Origin of the sequence: Streptomyces sp. NBC_00316, assembly GCF_036158715.1 — a bacterium.
GTDB lineage: Bacteria > Actinomycetota > Actinomycetes > Streptomycetales > Streptomycetaceae > Streptomyces.
Genome location: NZ_CP108023.1, coordinates 246,184 through 265,463 on the forward strand (window position 1 = coordinate 246,184; position 19,280 = coordinate 265,463).

Consider the following 19,280-nt stretch of genomic DNA (forward strand, 5'->3'; position numbering starts at 1 on the left):
ATCCTCAGTCACTCGACGTTCGGTGGCACGAACCTGGTGGCCACCGACCTTCGGTGACAACGATCAGGAGGGGCTGGACTGGCAGTTGCGCCAGACCCGGGGCCGGTTCCGTGAGCTCGACGCCCAGGGGCCGCAGGAGCATCGCAGCCGGGCCCGGCCTGCGACGTGCGCCGGCCGGACACTGCGCTCGGCGCGGTGTGTCCGTGCCTGGTCACAGCATGAACGTGTGGAACTCCCGATGAGCGCGGCGCCGGCCCGTGCCGCGTGCCGGTGCTGCCGCAGGGGCCGTGCTGGTGGTGCGAGCCCACATCATGAACAGGGGATGACGCTGTCTGTCACCCGCGACTGAATAGGCTCGGGGCCCTCCCTTTCCTGGGCGCCTGTGGGCAGTGGGTGTTCAGACGGCGGCTTCGGGGTGTTCCGGGCTGAAGTAGCAGACGGCGGTCTGCTCGGCGTGCGGGATGAGCAGGCCATGCAGTTCCTCTGCCGCCATCTTGAGCAGGTGCCCGTCGCGGGTGGCGTGGAGGGTCTCGAGGACGAAAGCCACGCGGGTGGAGTCTTCGGTGACGCGCGTACGGTGGGCGTCGCGGTGATTCCAGTGGCGGGTCAGGACGCCGACGGTGTCGGCGTAGATGATCTCGCCGGGCCTGGGGTTTTCGACGGTGTCGGGTTCGCCGAGCGGGGTGAACTCCTCGCTGCCGTCCGCAACCCGGATGTCGACGACGCCGGTCACGTGGTCGAGGTCGAAGGCGCCGGCGGGCAGGCCGTGGTGTACGGAGACGACGTTGTAGGAGTCGACCGCCGAATTGATGCGGGGCAGCGATCCCTTCTTGGCCATGCGGCGGCCGAGCGCGTCGACGCTGGGGCGGATGCGGCGGGGGTTGGTGCCGAAGGAGCGGTAGGCGGTGTGCCACGCCTCGATACGGAGGTCGCTCTCATCGGCGGGCTGCCAGGTCCCGTCGGTGAGTTGCTGCTCCAGGTCTTCCATGGAGGAAGCGGTCTCGGGCCAGGGTTCGTGGCCACGCAGGCCGTTGGCGGTGACCAGGGCGATCAGAGTGTCGGAGAAGGCGTTGGCGACGGCGGGGCTGATACGAAAGGCGGTCATGGGCGGGTTCCGTTCCTACGGCGTGCGGTGGTGGTCAGGGCTTCCAGGGGCCGATGCGGTCCAGTCGCCGCCGCTGCTGGCGTGCGGTGGGCGCGTCGAGGCCCTGGCCGCGTGCGGTGAGGTGGTCGGCGACGGCGGTGCGGTGTTCGACGGGTTTGTGGTCGTCGTACTTGAACTTGGCCAGCACCTCGGTGACCTCCAGGCGCAGACCGCGGATGCCGGGCAGCATCCGGCCGTACGGCGGCTGGTCGACGGCGACGGGGGCGTGGTCGCCGTCGGGCTGGAAGTGGGCGAGCTGGCGGCGCAGCAGCTCGGCCTTCGCCTCAGGGTCGTCGACGACATGGGCGTAGCAGGTGAACTGCACGGCCGCGTAATAGCTGGTGGGCACACCTTCGGTGCGCGGAGTACCGGGGTTGGCGCGCCAGGGACCCGGGATGAAGGCGTAGTCGCCGAAGACGGTGAAGGTGACGTTCGGATCGTGCTCGATCGTCTTCCAGACCGGGTTGGGGCGGGCGAGGTGGACCAGGAGATGCTTGCCGTCGGTGGTGAAGTGGGTGGGGACGACGGCGGGCGCCTGGCCGGGCAGGCCGTTGACGCTGAGCTGGCCGAAGTCGTGGCCTTCGGCAATCCAGGTCTGCCATTCGACGTCGTCCAGGCCGGCGTCCCAGGGCTGGATGAACATGCACTTCTCCTTGCGTGGGCGGGGCGGTGGTTCAGGTGAGGGCGAGGAGGCTGACGGCAACGGCGGCGGTGCCGAGGCCGACGAGCTGGCCGGGGTGGATGCGTTCGGCGAGCACGCCGCGGGCGAGCAGGACGGTGCCGGCCGGGTAGAGGGCGGTGATCACGGCGACGACAGCGAGGTCGCCGCTGCGGGCGGCGAGCAGGAACAGCAAGTTCGCCAGCGAGTCCAGCACACCCGCAGTCACCGACATGGCGTAGGCGGGCTTCTCGGGGCCGAGTCTGCGATGCAGGATCCCGGCCGCGGCAAGGGTGACGGCCGAGGAGACCGCCCGGCCAATAATCAGCGGGGCGACGCCGCTGTCGGTGGGTGCCTGGTGCAAGAAGATCAGCTGAAGGGCGATGGCGGCCCCTGCGCCGAAAGCCAGCAGCAGCCCCTCTTGTGACGGACGGGACGAGACCGCGCCGTGCCCGGCGCTGACCAGCACCACGGTGACGAGCGCGAGGGCCAGACCCACCAGACCGGCCATGCCCACATGCTCGCCCTGCAGCAGGCCCACGGCGACGGGCAGCGCGGCGGACATCAGCGCGGTGACCGGCGACAGCACATTCATGGGGCCGATGGCCAGGGTCTTGTAGAGCAGCGCGAATGCTGCGGCGGAAGCGACGCCCGAGGCGGCGCCCCAGCCGAGAGCGGTCGGACCGAACGACGCGCCGAGCACCGGCCAGAGCAGCAGCTCGACCGCGAGGCCGGCCGGGGCGGCAACCATCACGGTGCGCAGCACGTGGGCCTTTCGGGCGCCGAGGCCGCCGAGGCCGCCGAAGAAATCGGCGCATCCGTAGGCGAGTGAGCTGCCCAGGGCCAGCAGCAGAGCGATCACAAGACAATCCCTTACCATCTCAGTGGAACGACTAAAACGTACAACAGACCGACCGACCTGGTCAACCAAACGACCGGGTGGTGCATTCCAGTGGTCCACTCGTGAGGATGGTGATCAGGTGGCCGAGACCGAGGCAGCCCTGCGCACGCTCGCCCACAACGTCAGGACGGCCCGCACCCGCGCAGGCCTGTCCCTGGACGAACTCGGCCGTCGGGCCAAGGTCAGCAAGGGGGCCCTGGTCGGGCTGGAGAAGGCCCAGGGCAACCCGAACTTCGCCACCCTGGTCCGACTCGCCGATACCCTCGGTGTTTCAGTGTCTGCTCTGATGGAGGGACCGGCCGAGGGCCGCGTCCGCGTCGTGGCCGCCGACGCCGTCATGCCGCTGTGGACCGGTGATCAGGGCAGCGAGGCCCGGCTCATGCTGACGACGTCAGGTCCCGCCCCGGTCGAAGTATGGCGCTGGAAGCTGGAACCCGGTGAGGAATACCCCAGCCACCCCCACCAGGCCGGAGTCGTCGAAACCGTGAGCGTCACAGCCGGGCGGATGACCCTGATCATCGACGAAGTCGAGCACCTCGTAGAGGCCGGGCAGACCGCCGCCTTCGATGGCGACGTCCCCCACACCTACCGCGGCTCAGGCGACGAGACCAGCCACCTGATCATGACCGTCAACCTGCCGCCCGGCCCTGCCTCCATGCACTGACCTGCACAGTTGTCAGATCAGCCCGGACGGCGACCTGAAACAGGCTTGGACCGGACGCGATGCCGGCGCGCTGGATCTCCTGCGTACTCGTTGGAAGGTCGAACAAACCCGGATCCGCCCAAGGGCGACGGGTTGATGACGACACTAACTCCAGGGTTGGTCCGCCCGGTTCACGTCGCGGTATCGAGCAAATGCCTCGCGGGCGTCCGGGACGAACTCCCGCTGTCGCACGAGGGCTTCGAGTTCCGGCTCGGCAAGCCAGTCGTGCCAGGCGACTTCCTGGGCACACGGCTGTACCGGCGTCGTGATGACGACCTCGTGCAACCCGAGCCAATAGGGGCTGATTGCGCCCACGCACAGGAATTTGAGCACAAAGCGCGGGCGGGCATGGACCCCCAACTCCTCGGACAGTTCCCGAGCTGCCGCCTCTTCGTACGACTCGCCGACATCAGCGGCTCCGCCGAGCATCCAGTTGTACTGGCCCGCAAAGCGGGGCGAATCGTCCGGGCGGCGGTGGACAAGGAACCGTCCGTCTCCGTCACGGCACACGATGGTGGCAATACGGTGCAGCCAGCCCTGACGAATCGCCTCCGCTCGGTCAACGACCCCCACCACCTGATCATGCTCGTCGACGCGGTCCACCAGTTCACTCATGGGGCACACAATGTCAGGGGCGCTCGCGGTGGAGCCGGCAGGCGGTCGCACCAGCCCGCGCCGACGATGTTCGGACTCCCGGTGAGCCGTCGTCCGAGCCCGGGTGCTCAAGGGTATGGACACTACGGAGCGCAGCCGTGATCGAGAGGCTGAACAGGTCGCACGCGAAGACCGCCAGGTCAATGGTCGGCGCCACCGCACAGCCTCCGAGCCGGCGCGTCCAGGAAGCAGGGAAGCGGATCTGTTTCGAGGCGGCATCCGTCCGACCCGTCTTCCGCACACCCACAGCACCTTCGCCAAGAACACACTCCCCCACGCTGCAAGACTCCTCGCACGAACGCGCAGCAGCAACCAACGCAACGCACGGCCACCAAGCGCACTCAATAGCCTCGAGCGGCCCGAATGCGCGTCGGGGATGGCCCTCAGGGTGACAGGCATAGTTCTGACCTGCGGGGCTTCGTGGGAGACGTGCGAATCACCGCTCACGGGCCAGGAAGTCGCGGGCGCCGCGCAGCGTAGTACGCAGTGCGCGTTGCGTCCGTGTGCTGTCCAAGCGGACGTCCAGCGCCCCCGGGAAGCCACTGCCGATGCGGCGGCCGGCGGTCAGAGCGCAAGGGTCCAATCCATCGCGGTGGGCGATCAGGACACCGAGCTCATGACGGTTGACGGCGTCCGATCCGGCGAGGTGACAGACGCCTGCGTGACGGGAGGTGGCCAGCTCAAGAATGGCGGCGGCGAGGTCGGCGACATGAACGGGACACCGGATGTCATCGGTGAACAGCACTCCCTCCCGCCGCCCGGACGCCAGATCGTGGACGAACTGCTCGTGCGCGGAGCTGCCGTCGCCGATGATCAGCGAGGTGCGGGCGATGACCGCCGACGGGGCCAGCAGACGAATCGCCGTCTCAGCCGCGGCCTTCGCGGCGCCGTACGGGGTGATCGGATCCGGCAGGGCCGTCTCGTCATAACGGACTTCCGCACCCGAGAAGACCGCGTCGCTCGACACATGTACCAGGCGGGATCCGTGCCGGGTGGCAGCCATCGCCAAGCGGATCGCTCCGTCGGCCGTTGCCGCCCAGTCGGTCTGGCGATACGCCGCGTTGATCACAAGGTCCGGCTCGGTCTCCTTGAGGACCTGCGCAATTTCCTCGCCGTGACGTAGATCCATAGGCACCCAGCGGATCCCGGGAATGGCGTGAGCGCGGGTGGCGAAGGTGGCCGTCACGGCGTGCCCGCTCGCCGACGCCTGCTGGGACAGCTCGCGGCCGAGGAAGCCGCTGCCGCCGACGATCAAGGTACGCATGGTCAGTCATGCTAGGACCCCAGCGGACGGGGCGTCAGGGGGCACCGCCCCGATGGTGGCACCTGCCGTGCCGGCAGAGGCGTGCATGCACTCGGTCAGGATGTAGAGCTGGGAGGTGACGACGGTGAACAACGAGCGCACGGTCGACAGCTCTCGATGCCGACGCCCTGCTACGACGGCTGCTCACCAGCCTCTTCGACGGCCCCGATGCCGGCGATCAGCGCGTCAAGGCCGCGCTTGATGCGGTCCACCTCCCAGCCGCGCTCGATGCGCTGAAAGTCGAACAGGCCCGGCGTGTACGCCATAAGGAGCAGATCCGCAACGTAGTCGGCGTCCACGCCGGGGGCGAGCTCGGCAACCATGCCGACGATCTGCTCGTGGTGCCGGCGAAACGGGGCGCTGTGATAGCGCCCTGCGGGCACGCTCGCTTCTGCCAGGAGCAGCAACTCTCGGTTGTCGTCGACAAGTTCGGCCATGCCGTGCAGAAAGGCACGCAGCCGGTCATGTGCCGACGGGGCCCCGTCCTCGCAGTACCGCGTGAACGCCTCCTGGAAGCAAGTCTCGTTGTCCTCGATCAGCGCGTAGACGACTCCCGCCCGGTTGCGAAAGCGCCGATAGACCGTGCCGACCCCGACCCCGGCCTCCTTGGCCACCGCGTCGAGGGACAGATCGGCGAAGCCGTCCGCCGTGAGCAGGCGCCGAGCGGCGTCGAGGATGCGGAGGCGATTACGGGCAGCGTCGGCGCGCTCGGCGGGGGCGGTCATGTGCAGCAGCGTAACGGACGTAGCGGAGACTCCTCCGGTTATCCCTTGAAAATCGGAGAGCTCTCCGCTTAGAGTCGACAAGCCAAACGGAGAACCCTCCGGTTGATGGTCGGAGCTCCAACATGCGTCGCTCACAAGGAGATTCACGCCATGACAGCCACCACCGCCTCCGCCTCCACTCCCCTCCTCAGCGGTCAGTTGATCGGCATCACCTACCACGCGATCGCGGCCGTGCGAGATCGGCTCCTCGCCGCCTCGGGCCTCACCTTCCACCAGTCCGTGGCGCTCCAGGCCGTCGCCGACGGGCTCGACCGCGCCGGTGCCGTCGACCGCATGACCGCGACGCTCAAGATCGGCGAGTCGGAGGTACACACCCTGCTCGACGAACTCGTCGATGCCGGGCTGTTCGACGCCACCCGGACATCCCTCACCGAAAAGGGCGACAGACTCCACCGAGGGTTCACGGACGCCGTGGCCGGGCTCACCGAGCGACTGTACGGCGACCTTCCGGCGGCCGAGCGCGAGATCGCCGCCCGGGCGCTCGCCCATGTCACCGCCAGGGCCAACGCCGAACTCGCCGCCCAGTAGGCGACATGTGCCGGCCTTGAACCGAAAGGCCGTTGCTGGTCAGTCGGGCTCGCGTGACGGCCTTCGGGGGCTCGCGCTGCTCGGGGCCGGTCAGCGGCATCCGCATCCCTGCGGTTCCTGGAGGTCAGCGGTGGAAGTCACCTTGTCTCAGATCGAGCAGCGTGCGTTGCGGGTCAAGGGGCTCTACCACGAACTGAACCGGCTGATCGGCCGAAAGTGGACACGGAAAGATTCATGCTCGGGTTCGTCGGGGATGTCGGCGACCTGGCCAGACTCGCCGCGGCGGCCGAGGGAGCACGACTGATCCCGAACTGGCCGCGCGGTTCGGGCCGTGGACGACGATCCATGAACTCCATCGGCGTGGTCGGCCTCCTTGCGTCCGGCAAAGGCATGCCGACCTGAACGAACCGTCTCGGCACCCTGTTGCGTACATAAGGCATGTGCAAGAACATCGCACCTGATCGCAGCGTGTATGACGGCTGTAGCTGCAATCGAATCGGTGCGCCACGGTGGGATACATGGAGGCGAACCGGCACACCCATACGCACGATCACCACCGTTCCACCATCGGGCATGGCGGTCCGGGGCATCGGCACGACCGCGGGAAATCCCTCGCGGCCCGGCTGCGGCACCGGCTCGCTCATCTGGTCACGCCGCACAGCCATGAGGCCGGGGACAAGGTCGACACGGCGATGGAGGCCTCGCGGGAGGGGATGCGCACGCTGTGGGTCTCCCTGGCCGTACTGGGGGTGACGACCGCGATCCAGGCGGTGATCGTCGCCCTGTCGGGGTCGGTGGCGCTGCTCGGCGACACGATCCACAATGCCGCCGACGCGCTGACCGCTGTGCCACTGGGCATCGCGTTCGTGCTGGGCCGGCGGGCGGCGAACCGCCGCTACACCTACGGTTACGGCCGTGCCGAGGACGTGGCCGGCATCGTCATCGTGGCGACCATCGCGGCATCCGCGGCGCTGGCCGCCTGGGTGGCTGTGGACCGGCTGCTCAACCCTCGTGACATCACCGGGCTGTGGGCGGTCTCCGCCGCGGCGCTGGCCGGGTTCGTCGGCAATGAGTGGGTGGCCCGCTACCGCATCCGCACCGGGCGGCGGATCGGGTCGGCCGCGCTGGTCGCCGACGGGCTCCACGCCCGCACCGACGGCTTCACCTCGCTTGCCGTGCTGCTGGGCGCCGGGGGTGCGGCGGTCGGCTGGCGGGCGGCCGACCCGGTCGTCGGCCTGCTGATCACGATCGCGATCCTGTTCGTCCTCAAGGACGCCGCCCGTGAGATCTACCGGCGGCTGATGGACTCGGTCGACCCCGCTCTCGTCGATACCGCGCAGGCGGCCCTGCGCGGTGTCGAAGGGGTGCTGGGGACCGGGCAGGTGCGGATGCGGTGGATCGGGCACACCCTGCGCGCCGAGGCGGACATCGTGGTCGATCCGCATCTGACCGTCGTGCAGGCGCACGGGCTGGCGGTCGCTGCGGAGCATGCTCTCATCCACGCGGTACCGAGGCTGACCGCCGCGACCGTCCATACCGATCACACCCCCACAGGCCGTGATCCCCACGCAGGCCTCGCCCATCACGGTCACCGGCCGGACCGGACGTCCGGGGGCGTTGTCAGTGGCGGCTGAGATGATCGGGGGATGACGAACACTGCTGCCATTGCCCAGTATTGGGACGCCGCCGCTCCGCGCTTCGACGAGGAGCCGGACCACGGCCTGCGGGCCACGGAGACCCGCGACGCGTGGGCGAACCTCTTGAATTCCTGGCTGCCGTCCCGGCCGGTGGATGTCCTGGACGTGGGCTGCGGTACCGGGTCGCTGTCACGGCTGACGGCCGAGGCCGGGCACCGGGTCACCGGCGTGGACCTCTCGCCGCGGATGGTCGAGCATGCCCGGGCGAAGCTGACGGCTGCCGGACTGGCGGGGCGTTTTCTCGTCGGTGACGCCGCCTCTCCGCCCACGGGCGATCAGCGGTTCGACGTGCTGCTCTCCCGCCACCTGATGTGGACCTTGCCCGACCCGCACACCGCACTCGGCGACTGGCTCAGCCGTGTCCGCCCCGGCGGCACGCTCGTCCTGGTTGAGGGCCGGTGGCGCGAGTCCGGGCAGAGCGGTACGCCGTATGTGGCGGGTGCCGAAACACTGCCCTGGGCGGGCGGGATCGGCGCCGACGACCTCGCCGCCACTTTGCGCCCCCTCGTCACCGAGCTGCGTGTCGAACCCCTCAGCGGCGAGGCGGCGCTGTGGGGCCGTACGGTGACCGACGAGCGTTACGCCGTGATCGCCACGGTCTGACCGTCCGGCTCCGGCATGGCTCTTCGGCTCGCGGCCGTGTCCTTGTCGCACAGGGGTGCAGGGGAAGTGGCTCACGCACCGGTTCTTCCGCCGAGGACGTGGCGCTGGAGCCGGTCCATGCGTGCGGGCTCGATGGTGCTGCCGGGGCCGGCGATCGGGGGAAAGCGGGGCGGCGCGGGCCGATGGTGTCGGCCTCGGCCCGTGCCCGCTGCTCGTCGGCTTTGGCGAGTACCCTGCACAACTCGGCCGGCGACGTCACCGGAGCATCGGCGCACAGCTCCGCGTCGGTGAGCTCGAAGAGAGCGCTGCTGCCCGGGTGTGAAGGCCGCAGAACCGGAAACGAAAGCGGGACAGCGCGCCCAGGGATTCGCCGGCGAACCGTCCTGGGACAAGTCTCTTCACAACGGCCTTTTCTTCACGCGACGTTGCTCGACGCCTCGAAGCGTGAAGGGCGGTCGCCCTGCCGCCTCAGGAAGCAACAGTGCGGGGAACGTCAGCCGGTTCCTCGACGCCACAAGTTCAACGGGTCAGGCAAACCACCGGGGTCGAACAACAAACCGAGATCGAACGACATTTGGTGGTCAGGGCGCGTTTCAGGCCATCGATCGATCGGCGTGATCCGTGCGGCCGGGTTCATCTTCGGCGCACGCCCGGACGATGAGTCAGGGCTCGGTGGCCCGAGTGAAGATCGCCTGGATGCGCGCCACGGTGCAAGAATTGGTCTACACCCTTGACCTACTCATGGGGCGGACGGTACCCATGGTGACTGTTCGGTTGCTCAGCACCACAGATGTGAACCCCCCGCGAACCACGACCTCGTCGCTCGTCGAAGGGACCGTTTGTGAGACAGCACCAGAAGCAGTATCACAGGGCCGCCCGGCTGTTCGGTTCGCTGCTGCTCGTCGCGGCTGCGGGAGTCTCCGCCGTCGGCGCCGCCCCCGCCCACCACGGATCCGCTCCACAGGCCACCACGCCGCTCGGCCAGGTCGTGCCCGCCCCCGCGTCCGTCGAGGCGGGCGGACCGGCGTACGCGATCACCTCGAACACCCGGATCCGGGTCGAGGACCACTCGCGGGACGCGCGGCAGGTCGCGGCCTATCTCGCTGGGGTCCTACGCCCCTCCACCGGCTACCGGCTGCCCATCACGGACAAGCACGGGCACGACGGCATCCGCCTCGAACTCAGCCGCGGCGCCAAGGATCTGGGGGCCGAGGGCTACCGCCTCCGGTCCGATCGCGGATCCGTCACCATCACCGCGCACAGTCCCGCCGGCCTCTTCCACGGCGTACAGACCCTGCGTCAGCAGCTGCCCGCCGCGGTGGAGGCGAGCAGCAGGCAGCCCGGCCCGTGGCTGGTCGCCGGAGGCACCATTGAGGACAGCCCGAAGTACGGCTACCGCGGCGCGATGCTCGATGTCTCCCGGCACTTCTTCGGGGTCGACAAGGTCAAGCGCTACATCGACCAGCTGGCCCTCTACAAGATCAACAAGCTGCATCTGCACCTGAGCGACGACCAGGGATGGCGCATCGCCATCGACTCCTGGCCGCGACTCGCGGAATACGGCGGCTCCACCCAGGTGGGCGGCGGGCAGGGCGGTTACTACACCAAGGCCCAGTACCTGGAGATCGTCCAGTACGCCGCCTCGCGGTATCTGGAGGTCGTACCCGAGATCGACATGCCGGGCCACACGAACGCCGCGCTCGCCTCCTACCCGGACCTGAACTGCGACGGTGTCGCGCCCCCGCTCTACACCGGAACGAGCGTCGGCTTCAGCTCGCTGTGCGTCGGCAAGGACGTCACGTACGACTTCGTGGACGACGTCGTGCGCGAACTGGCCGCCCTCACTCCCGGCAAGTACCTCCACATCGGTGGAGACGAGGCGCACTCCACGAGCCATGAGGACTACGTCACGTTCATGGACAAGGTGCAGCCGATCGTCGCCAAATACGGGAAGACCGTGATCGGCTGGCACCAGCTGACGGGCGCAACCCCGTCGAAGGGCGCCATCGCCCAGTACTGGGGCCTCGACGGGACCAGTGCGGCCGAGAAGGCGCAGGTCGCGGCCGCGGCACAGAACGGGACGGGGCTCGTCCTCTCGCCCGCGGACCGCGTCTACCTCGACATGAAGTACAACAAGGACACCCCGCTCGGCCTCGCCTGGGCCGGCTACGTCGAGGTCCAGCGGTCCTACGACTGGAACCCGGGCAGCTATATCCCGGGCGCGCCCGGGTCGTCCGTCCAGGGCGTGGAGGCGCCGCTGTGGTCGGAGACCCTCTCGACCTCCTCTCAGGTCGAGTACATGGCCTTCCCGAGGCTGCCCGGCGTCGCCGAGCTCGGTTGGTCGCCGCCGGCCACGCACGACTGGGACACGTACAAGGTGCGCCTCGCGGCACAGGGCCCTCGCTGGGACGCACTCGGCGTCAACTACTACAAGTCGGCGCAGGTGCCCTGGCCGGCCGACTAGGGTCTTTCGTTTGGATCAGGCTGGATCAGGGAGCGGGGTCGGGTGCGTACAGCTGTAAGGCGGAGGAAGGAGCCGACGCGGAGCGTCGGGGACTGACGACAACGCGGCAGATGTGCGTGCCCGACCCCGCGAGCCCAGCGTGATCCAAACGAGAGGCCCTGGCGCCAACAGCGGCTTGTTCTCAACGCATACGGAATGGTTCGTCCGGACGGCCCGGTCCCCGGGCCGTCTTCGATCAGGCTGTGCCTCCCGCCAACCTTCCTGCCGCAGGCCGAGGAGCCGTCGCATGACCCGCCGCCGCACATTCCTGCTCGCCGTGCCAACCGCCTTGGGCGTCGGCCTCGTTCCCCGTCCGGCCGCCGCCGGGGCGGCCGCGGCGGCCGGCGGCCCCTTCGACCCTGCCCCGGCCGCCGCGGCGCTGCGGCGGCTCATCGGCGACCGTGCCGACCAGATCAGACTCCGGCCGATCAGCGACAGCGCCGACACGTACCGGGTCGGCGGGAGGGAAGCCGCGCTGGTCATCGAAGGCACCAGCCCGGCCACCATGCTCGCCGGTTTCCAGCGTTACCTCGGCAGTCAGAACCGCGGGGTCTGGTGGGCCGCCGACAACCTCGACCTGCCGGGGAAACTCCCCGCGCCCGCCGAACCCCTCGTCGGCCGCGCCGACGTCCCGCATCGGTTCGCCCTCAACGACACCAACGACGGCTACACAGAACCGTACGGCGACTTCACATACTGGCAACGCGAGATCGACCTGCTCGCCCTCCACGGGTGCAACGAAGTGCTGCTGTATCTCGGCGCGGACGCGGTGTACCACGACACGTTCCGCGAATTCGGCTACTCCGACGAGGAACTGCAGGCCTGGATTCCCGGAGCGGCACACCAGCCATGGTGGCTGCTGCAGAACATGTCCGGGTTCGCCGGGCCAGTCTCCGGCAGGCTGCGCGAACAGCGGGCCGCCCTGAGCCGGCAGATCATCGACCATGTGCACGCCCTGGGCATGACCCCTGTACTGCCTGGCTACTACGGGACCGTGCCACCGGCGTTCTCCGACAGGAACCCCGGTGCGGCGATCGTGCCGCAGGGCACCTGGTGCGGTTTCAAGCGCCCGGACTGGATCGATCCGCGCGACGAGTACTTCGCCCGAATCGCCGAAGCGTTCTACCGGCACTCCGCTCGACGCTACGGCACCACCTCGATGTACAAGCTCGACCTGCTGCACGAAGGCGGCACTGCCGGACCGATACCGGTCGGCGAGGCGTCGGTCGCGGTGGATACCGCGCTGCGGGCCGCGCACCCGGACGCCATCTGGGTGATCCTCGGCTGGCAGGACAATCCACGCGCCGAGATGCTCGACGCGCTCGACACCTCGCGCATGCTCATCGTCGACGGGCTCAGCGAACGACCGCCCGCGGTGGACCGGGAAAAGGACTGGTCCGGCACTCCGTACGCGTTCGGCACGATCTTCAACTTCGGAGGCAAGACGACCCTGGGCGGCGCGGCGGACCGCTGGCTGGCCAAGTACCGGGACTGGCGCGACAAGCCGGACAGCGCGCTCGCCGGGATTGCGTTGATGCCGGAGGCCGCGGACAACAACGACGCCGCCCTCGACGTGTTCACTTCACTCGCCTGGACCACGCAACGCGTCGACACACAGACCTACTTCACCGACTATGCCACCCGCCGGTACGGCGGTCACGACGCGCAGGCCACCACCGCTTGGTCGGCACTCGCGCGCACCGCGTACGCCGACACCAGCGACAAGGGCGAGCCGCAGGACAGCCTGTTCTGCGCGCAGCCGTCCCTGTCGGTGACCACCGGCGCCGGCTGGTCGCCGACTGCGATGACCTACGAGGGCGCCGACTTCGATACCGCGCTGACCGCGTTGCTGCGCGTGTCGCCGTCCCTGAGACGCTCCGATGCCTACCGCCATGACCTCGTGGACGTCGCCCGGCAGGCCCTGACCAACCGCGCGCGGATCCTGCTCCCGCGGATCCAGAGCGCGTACCAGACCGCTGACCGGGCCGCGTTCGACGAACTCACCGACACCTGGCTCGACTTCATGGACCTGCTCGCCCGGCTCGTGTCCACCCGGCCCGCATATCTGCTCGGCCCCAGGCTCGCCCGGGCCCGGAAGGCCGGCCTCGATCAAGCCGAGGCCGATCAGCTGGAGTTCGACCAGCGCAGCATCCTCACCGTCTGGGGCGACCGGTCGGCTTCGGTGACAGGCGGCCTGCACGACTATGCGAACCGGGAGTGGGACGGCCTGATTCGCGACGTGTACCGGCCACGCTGGGAGGCGTACTTCGCCGCATTCGAGACCGCCCTGCGCACCGGCCGGCCACCGGTGCTGCCCGACTGGTTCGCGCTCGCTGACACCTGGGCGCGCGACCACACGGTCTACCCGCAGCACCCGCGGGGCGAGGAGTACGACCTGGCCGACGAGGTGCGGCGGGTCCTGGCCGCAGACACCCATCAGGTCGACGCCTGGCTCGCCACCGACCGGCCCGTTCTGCTCGCCGGCGGCGAGCTGACCGCTTCCGGCACGGTCACCAACCGCAGTGGACTGTCCGATGCGGACCATTTCACCGTCGGCATGACGGCGCCCGACGGGGTGACCGTCGACGCGACCGGCCCGACCGCACCGCCCGTCCTCGCCGGTGGGGCGAGCGCCGACGTCGCATGGCGACTGACCGCGCCCGCCGACTGGCGACCGGACGGCGTCGCGACGACCCTCTCCATCACCGCGGACTACCGGGTGGGTCGGCGTGCCGGGCGGGTCACGGTGCCGAAGCGGATCCTCACCGGAGCGCCGGCCACTGCCCCGTACGCCGTCGCGAACTTCAACGCCGCCACGTTCGTTGCCGCCGGCGACGAGCTCGGTATCCATGGTGGTGGCCGTGACATGTGGGGCGGTACCCATCAGTTCGGCGCGATCTACCTGCCCGGGGGCTTCGTCGACGGGGCGACCGCGACGGTGCTCGTCACCGCCGAGGACCCCACCGGGCAGTGGGCCCGAGCCGGCATCGTGGTGCGGAATTCCCTGGCCACCAACGGATCCACCGGCTTCCTCAATCTCGCGGTGACACCGGCGCACGGCTGCGCGGCGAGCGCCGACGTCAACGGAGACGGCAAGCTGGAAACGGTCCTGGCCTCCCCCGGCTGGACCACGCCGGTCTGGCTGCGCCTCACCCGGACCGGAGACCGGTTCGATGCAGAGTGCAGCGCCGATCGGACGACATGGACTGCGGTGGCCGGCATGACCGTGCCCACCGCCGCCGCTCAGCAGGACGTCGGCGTCTTCTTCACCGCGGCCAACGGCGGCAGCGGCGCCACAGGCCTGGCCACGTTCCGGGAGTTCACCGTGACCGGGCAGTAGCGTCGATGACCGCCTGCGCACCCTGACCACCGTTCCGCCATACGACCGCGTCGAGGGCCGCCCAGGAAGCGCAAGGCTGGCCAGGTTGCTCCGCTTGGGCGGAACACGCTGATCCGTACCGACTGCGATGGCAGAACACACGAGTTCATGGCCTGGTGCGCCGAGTGCGGAACGTGGCGGTCGTGCTCGGTCGGCAGAACCAGCGCGGAGCGGATGCACAGAGCCCTGCTGACGTCCCAGCCTCGCCGTGGACGACGGCTAAGGAGTCCGGAAGCGAGATCCGGTAGGAGGCCCGGGTCACCGAGTAACGACCGCGCGCACCCGTTCGTCCGGACCAAGGCTGCCGACCAGATCCTCGAGAACGCCGACCGCATAGAACACTTCGCACGCCGACCTGTTGCGCGAGTGCATCGACGGACGGGTGGGCCGGTAACGAGGGCCGGGCATTCGCCGTGGTGGTCAGAGCTTGCCGAGGGTGATAAGCAGCGCCCGGACTTGCCCATGGTGAGTGGCAATGTGCCGGCCTGGGCATCGGTGCCGCCGGTCAGCAGGACGGCGCTGTGGTGGTCCTGCGAGCGGCCGAACGTCGTCCATCACCGCCGCCCCATGGTGGACACGTGGATCCTGCACCCACACCGGTCGGGTTCGGATGTCCGATGAGCCGAGGTCGCCGGAGCGGGCGGACCGTGCCCGCCGACTGAAGCGCTGGGCCCGGCCGGCTGAAGCGCTCGTGCACAAGCAGCCGATCAGGCGTCCGACTCCGATGTGGGCGGGCGGTGGCTGTGCCGGTTCGGCCTGCGGAGGTCAGAGGATCAGCGCGAGGGCGGCGCCGAGGCCACCGAGGAGCAGAGCGAAGGCAGCTTCGGGCCATCCTCCTTTGCCCCAGCGGAAGGGGCGGTCCAGGGCGAGCCTTCCGGGGCCGATGGCCGCGATGGCGAGTGCGACGGCCGCGATGCATATGTTGTACTCCATGCCACCCTCGGTCGCCCACAGTCCGTGGGCCGCGCTGACGGTCACCATGGCGTTGATCATCACGCCGATCAGCGCGGCCGCTGCCAAGGGCGTGAACAGCCCCAGAGCCAGACCGAGGCCCCCGAGCAATTCGGACCCGCCGCCGACCGCCGCGTGAACCGACCCGGGGTGGTATCCCAGCGACTCGAAGGATCTTCCGGTGGCGGTGAAACCCTCACCTCCGAACAGGCCGAAGAGTTTCTGGGCGCCGTGCCCGGCCATGATCAGGCCGAACGTGAGCCTGATGAGGAGCAGGCCGCAGTCGGCGGCGGAAACTGCGGACCGCGCCGGAGCCCGGTCCGCGGGCGTGGGTGAAGCGCGCAGTCGACGAGCGATGTGATTCATCAGGAGCTCTTCTCTGCTCCGAAGTCCGGGCCGGGGCACCGGCAGGCAGGGGACCGCGGAGCCGGTTGGGCACCAAAGCACCTGGTGCTGCCTGAGGACACGGCAATGACCAGCGGCTGCGTCCGCGCGGGTGCGGGCGCCGGGGCAGTCATTTCCCATCGTTGCTTCCATTTCCCTGCCATGGCGTTCTGCGCGTGCGGGCTGAATGCGTTATCGACGGGGAGGCGAGCCGACCACCGGCTCGAAACCACTCACAGGGCCCGGACCAGGAACCTTCCGGCAGGGGGCTGCGAGCGGTGACGCCGATGCCGCTCACAGGGGTATGCGGGCCGAACCGGTCTCCCGCCTGCGTCGTCCTGGCTGGTCTGCGCCGAGCAGAGGGTGAGAGCGGTGCACCGGCGGCGGTGTTCTCTGCACCGGGCCGATCGTCAGGGCGAGAGCGGTTGCCGTGGTGCTCTCGGTCGGCTTCGAGCCGGGCAGGGCGGCCTGAGCCTTGGGCCGTGACGGTAGGCGAGAAAGGTCTTGTCCACCGGCAGGGGGCACGGTGCCCGTGGCGGTGATCTGGAACCCGGCGGTACGCAGCCGGCCGGCCGTTTCGCCGGGGGGCGGTGCCGTTGAGAACAGTGACCTGGGTGATGCCGGCGGGCGAAAGGACGGCTCGACGGGTCTTCTTGCGCCAGGCCTTGGTCATCTCGTGAACCGGCCACCACCGAGCGACAAGACAACTATGCCGTCCATGAGTCACCACGTTGGGCGATACGGACCCGGCGCGGCGCGGGGGTGCTGTCGGTGCCCCACGGCACAGAGCACCGAGAGCACGGGAACGGCAACACGAAGCGAGCAGGCAGGGCGCGCAGCATCCTCACCGACCGGCCGCTCGGCCTGATCACCGGGCAGACACTGAGCGGTCGGACCGCCTCTCGCTGACGGGGTCACGGGCAGCGAAGGGCCCGGTGCAGGGTCCCGGATGTCCGGGGCCTCGCACCGGGCCCTTCGGCGTGGAATGCGGATGGGACCGGGAGAAGTGCTGTGCGGGGAGGAACAGGGGAACAGGTCCCGTGATCTGCATCAGGCGGAGCAGCCGGCCTCCGGCTGCCCCGCCTGATGAAGGTCACGGGGCGATACTGCTAGGCATCCGGGAAGCCGTCCGGGTTCTGCGACTGCCACCGCCATGTGTCCGCGCACATGTCGTGGACGGTGCGCACAGCCACCCACCCCAGCTCGGCCTGGGCCTTGGCCGGGTCCGCGTAGGAGTCCGCGATGTCGCCGGGACGCCGGGGCGCGTCGACGGTCGGGATCTCCCGATCACTGGCTTCGGCAAATGCCGACACCATCTCGAGGACCGAAGTCGGCGTCCCGGTGCCCAGGTTCCAGGTGGAGACCGGCGCCTCCGTCCGGCCCAGCTCGTCCAGGGCGGCGACGTGGCCGGAGGCCAGGTCCTCGACATGCAGGTAGTCACGCCGCGCGGTGCCGTCGGGAGTGGGGTAGTCCTTGCCGTAGACGTGGAGTGCGTCCCGTCGCCCCACGGCGACCTGGGCCAGCAGCGGCATCAGGTTGTTGGGCACGCCGTGCGGGTCCTCGCCGATCATCCCGGAGTGGTGGGCACCGACCGGATTGAAGTAGCGCAGCAGCGCGATCCGCATCTCCGGGTCGGCCGCCGCGACGTCACACAGGATCTGCTCCTGCATCACCTTGGTCCAGCCGTAGGGGTTGGTCGCCGAGGTCGGGAAGTCCTCCTGCATCGGCACCGGCGCCTGCTCGCCATAGACGGTGGCGGAGGAGGAGAACACCAGCTTCTTGACGCCGTGCGCGCGCATCGCGGTCAGCAGGGAGAACGTCGAGCCGAGGTTGTTCGTGTAGTACTCCAGCGGCATCGCGACGGACTCCCCGACCGCCTTCAGACCAGCGAAGTGGATGACCGCGTCGAACGTCTCCTGAGCGAAGAGACGGTCGGTCTCCTCCCGGTCGGTGAGGTCGATGACGTGGTGCTTGATCGGCGTGCCGGCCAGCGACTCGAGGCGGGCCAGGACCGAGGGCTTGCTTCTGCTGAAGTTGTCCGCAATCACGACCTCGTGGCCCGCCGCGATGAGTTGGAGCGTGGTGTGGGACCCGATGTAGCCGCTACCGCCGGTGATCAAGATGCGCATGCCGGGACCCTACCAGCGGACCTTCGTCAGGACAGTGGCGGTCGGATGGGGCAAGCAGGGCATCGGGTCCCGCCGACTGACAACGTTCTTCCGCCGGCCATCCCGCTCAGTCCGAGCCGTCTGACTGAGCTTCGAGTCTGCCCGACCGCCCACTTACGGCGCTCAACCGCCCCCAGGTGCTGTGACCGGAGAACGACCACCAGCGCGGTGCCGAACACCTCGGCATGCGGACCGGCCCCGATGGAGCGCCTGATGCCCGGGTGCCGCCCAAGGCAGTCACTCGCCGGCAGCCCATCCCGGCACCGTCGGCAGGACCTTCTCGGCGGCGCGGAGCAGCACTGCGTCGTCCGGTACCCCGCCGTCAGCGCGCCACAGGGTCACTTCGAAGGAGCCGCCGCTGTCCTTTGCGTCCTGGGCCACGGTGAGAGCCCGGGCCGGGACGGCTGGTGGTGTCGCTCCCGTCGAGGCTGAACCTGATGCTGATGGTGCGGTCCGAGTAGAAGACCGCCGGGCGGCCCAGAACCGTCCGCTGCTGCGCGCCGTCCCCCAGAAGTGTGGCGGACGCGGCCACCGGCAGACGATCGTAGGTGGCCGACAGCGTCACGGTGCAGGTCTCGAACTCGACTTGGGCAGAGGGAGTGGCGATCTCCTTGCCGTTGGCAGGCTTGACGGAGCCACCGCTGGTGCCGGCGGCCTTGGCGTTCTCCCCCGGCGTGCCCAGCAGTTGAGCGAGGTCGGGACGGTTCAGCGCCTCGCACAGTTGCGCCCCGGAGACGTGCCGAGATGTCTTTTCGATATCCCCTTCCGGACACGTGGCAGGCGGCGGGGCACTGTTCGAGGACGACGTGTTCCCCAACGTCCACAGACCGACACCGAGTGCCGCTACCAGAGCCACGGCCGCGAAAGCCTGCCCCTACGCGTTCGCACCCTTCGTGGGCGCGTCGATATCGTCCGCCAT

At 69.3% G+C, this 19,280-nt stretch carries 17 protein-coding genes; 7 read left to right on the forward strand and 10 right to left on the reverse strand.

Going from position 1 to position 19,280, the window contains the following annotated elements:
• Positions 1–397: 397 nt before the first annotated feature.
• From OG878_RS01180 to OG878_RS01190, 3 genes are read right to left on the reverse strand one after another with little or no spacing between them, the layout of a single operon-like run.
• Positions 398–1,105: a B3/B4 domain-containing protein gene (locus OG878_RS01180; RefSeq protein WP_328884971.1), complete on the reverse strand. Its 708-nt coding sequence runs from the start codon at positions 1,103–1,105 to the stop codon at positions 398–400.
• 34 nt (positions 1,106–1,139) lie between these two features.
• Positions 1,140–1,787: an FMN-binding negative transcriptional regulator gene (locus OG878_RS01185; protein ID WP_328884972.1), complete on the reverse strand. Its 648-nt coding sequence runs from the start codon at positions 1,785–1,787 to the stop codon at positions 1,140–1,142.
• A 31-nt stretch (positions 1,788–1,818) separates the two neighbouring features.
• Positions 1,819–2,664, reverse strand: a complete 846-nt coding sequence (locus OG878_RS01190) for an EamA family transporter (protein WP_328884973.1) — start codon at positions 2,662–2,664, stop codon at positions 1,819–1,821.
• Between the two features lie 118 nt (positions 2,665–2,782).
• Between OG878_RS01190 and OG878_RS01195 the strand changes: the two genes are divergently transcribed.
• Positions 2,783–3,367 carry a helix-turn-helix domain-containing protein gene (locus tag OG878_RS01195; RefSeq protein WP_328884974.1) on the forward strand — a complete coding sequence of 195 codons (585 nt, stop codon included), beginning with the start codon at positions 2,783–2,785 and terminating at the stop codon, positions 3,365–3,367.
• Between the two features lie 144 nt (positions 3,368–3,511).
• Here the strand turns inward: OG878_RS01195 and OG878_RS01200 are convergent, their stop codons facing one another.
• The 3 genes from OG878_RS01200 to OG878_RS01210 all read right to left on the reverse strand — a co-directional run bounded on the left by OG878_RS01200 (position 3,512) and on the right by OG878_RS01210 (position 6,088).
• Positions 3,512–4,021: an NUDIX hydrolase gene (locus OG878_RS01200; protein ID WP_328884975.1), complete on the reverse strand. Its 510-nt coding sequence runs from the start codon at positions 4,019–4,021 to the stop codon at positions 3,512–3,514.
• Between the two features lie 475 nt (positions 4,022–4,496).
• Positions 4,497–5,324: an SDR family oxidoreductase gene (locus tag OG878_RS01205; RefSeq protein WP_328884976.1), complete on the reverse strand. Its 828-nt coding sequence runs from the start codon at positions 5,322–5,324 to the stop codon at positions 4,497–4,499.
• Positions 5,325–5,494: 170 nt separating this feature from the next.
• Positions 5,495–6,088: a TetR/AcrR family transcriptional regulator gene (locus tag OG878_RS01210; RefSeq protein WP_328884977.1), complete on the reverse strand. Its 594-nt coding sequence runs from the start codon at positions 6,086–6,088 to the stop codon at positions 5,495–5,497.
• Between the two features lie 150 nt (positions 6,089–6,238).
• On the opposite strand from OG878_RS01210, the gene OG878_RS01215 reads away from it, so the two are divergent.
• From OG878_RS01215 to OG878_RS01240, 6 genes are all read left to right on the forward strand, one after another.
• Complete coding sequence (locus OG878_RS01215; RefSeq protein ID WP_328884978.1) at positions 6,239–6,676, forward strand: hypothetical protein; 438 nt, start codon at positions 6,239–6,241, stop codon at positions 6,674–6,676.
• Positions 6,677–6,910: 234 nt separating this feature from the next.
• Positions 6,911–7,078, forward strand: coding sequence for a hypothetical protein (locus OG878_RS01220; RefSeq protein WP_328884979.1), 168 nt, complete (start codon positions 6,911–6,913; stop codon positions 7,076–7,078).
• A 116-nt stretch (positions 7,079–7,194) separates the two neighbouring features.
• Positions 7,195–8,310, forward strand: coding sequence for a cation diffusion facilitator family transporter (locus OG878_RS01225; protein ID WP_328884980.1), 1,116 nt, complete (start codon positions 7,195–7,197; stop codon positions 8,308–8,310).
• A 12-nt stretch (positions 8,311–8,322) separates the two neighbouring features.
• On the forward strand, positions 8,323–8,976 hold the full coding sequence (locus tag OG878_RS01230; RefSeq protein ID WP_328884981.1) for a class I SAM-dependent methyltransferase: 654 nt from the start codon (positions 8,323–8,325) through the stop codon (positions 8,974–8,976).
• Positions 8,977–9,817: 841 nt separating this feature from the next.
• Positions 9,818–11,440 carry a beta-N-acetylhexosaminidase gene (locus OG878_RS01235; RefSeq protein WP_328884982.1) on the forward strand — a complete coding sequence of 541 codons (1,623 nt, stop codon included), beginning with the start codon at positions 9,818–9,820 and terminating at the stop codon, positions 11,438–11,440.
• A gap of 286 nt (positions 11,441–11,726) precedes the next feature.
• Positions 11,727–14,819, forward strand: coding sequence for an alpha-N-acetylglucosaminidase TIM-barrel domain-containing protein (locus OG878_RS01240; protein ID WP_328884983.1), 3,093 nt, complete (start codon positions 11,727–11,729; stop codon positions 14,817–14,819).
• A gap of 804 nt (positions 14,820–15,623) precedes the next feature.
• Here the strand turns inward: OG878_RS01240 and OG878_RS01245 are convergent.
• The 4 genes from OG878_RS01245 to OG878_RS01260 all read right to left on the reverse strand — a co-directional run bounded on the left by OG878_RS01245 (position 15,624) and on the right by OG878_RS01260 (position 19,217).
• Entirely contained in the window at positions 15,624–16,175 is a 552-nt protein-coding gene (locus OG878_RS01245) for a DoxX family protein (protein ID WP_328884984.1), read from the reverse strand.
• A 1,127-nt stretch (positions 16,176–17,302) separates the two neighbouring features.
• Positions 17,303–18,322, reverse strand: coding sequence for a UDP-glucose 4-epimerase GalE (galE, locus tag OG878_RS01250; RefSeq protein ID WP_328884985.1), 1,020 nt, complete (start codon positions 18,320–18,322; stop codon positions 17,303–17,305).
• 276 nt (positions 18,323–18,598) lie between these two features.
• Entirely contained in the window at positions 18,599–18,742 is a 144-nt protein-coding gene (locus OG878_RS01255) for a hypothetical protein (protein ID WP_328891535.1), read from the reverse strand.
• A complete protein-coding gene (locus OG878_RS01260) occupies positions 18,684–19,217 on the reverse strand; it encodes a DUF6215 domain-containing protein (protein ID WP_328884986.1) in 534 nt (177 codons plus the stop codon). Before OG878_RS01260 ends, OG878_RS01255 begins: the two co-directional genes overlap by 59 nt.
• Positions 19,218–19,280: the final 63 nt, after the last annotated feature.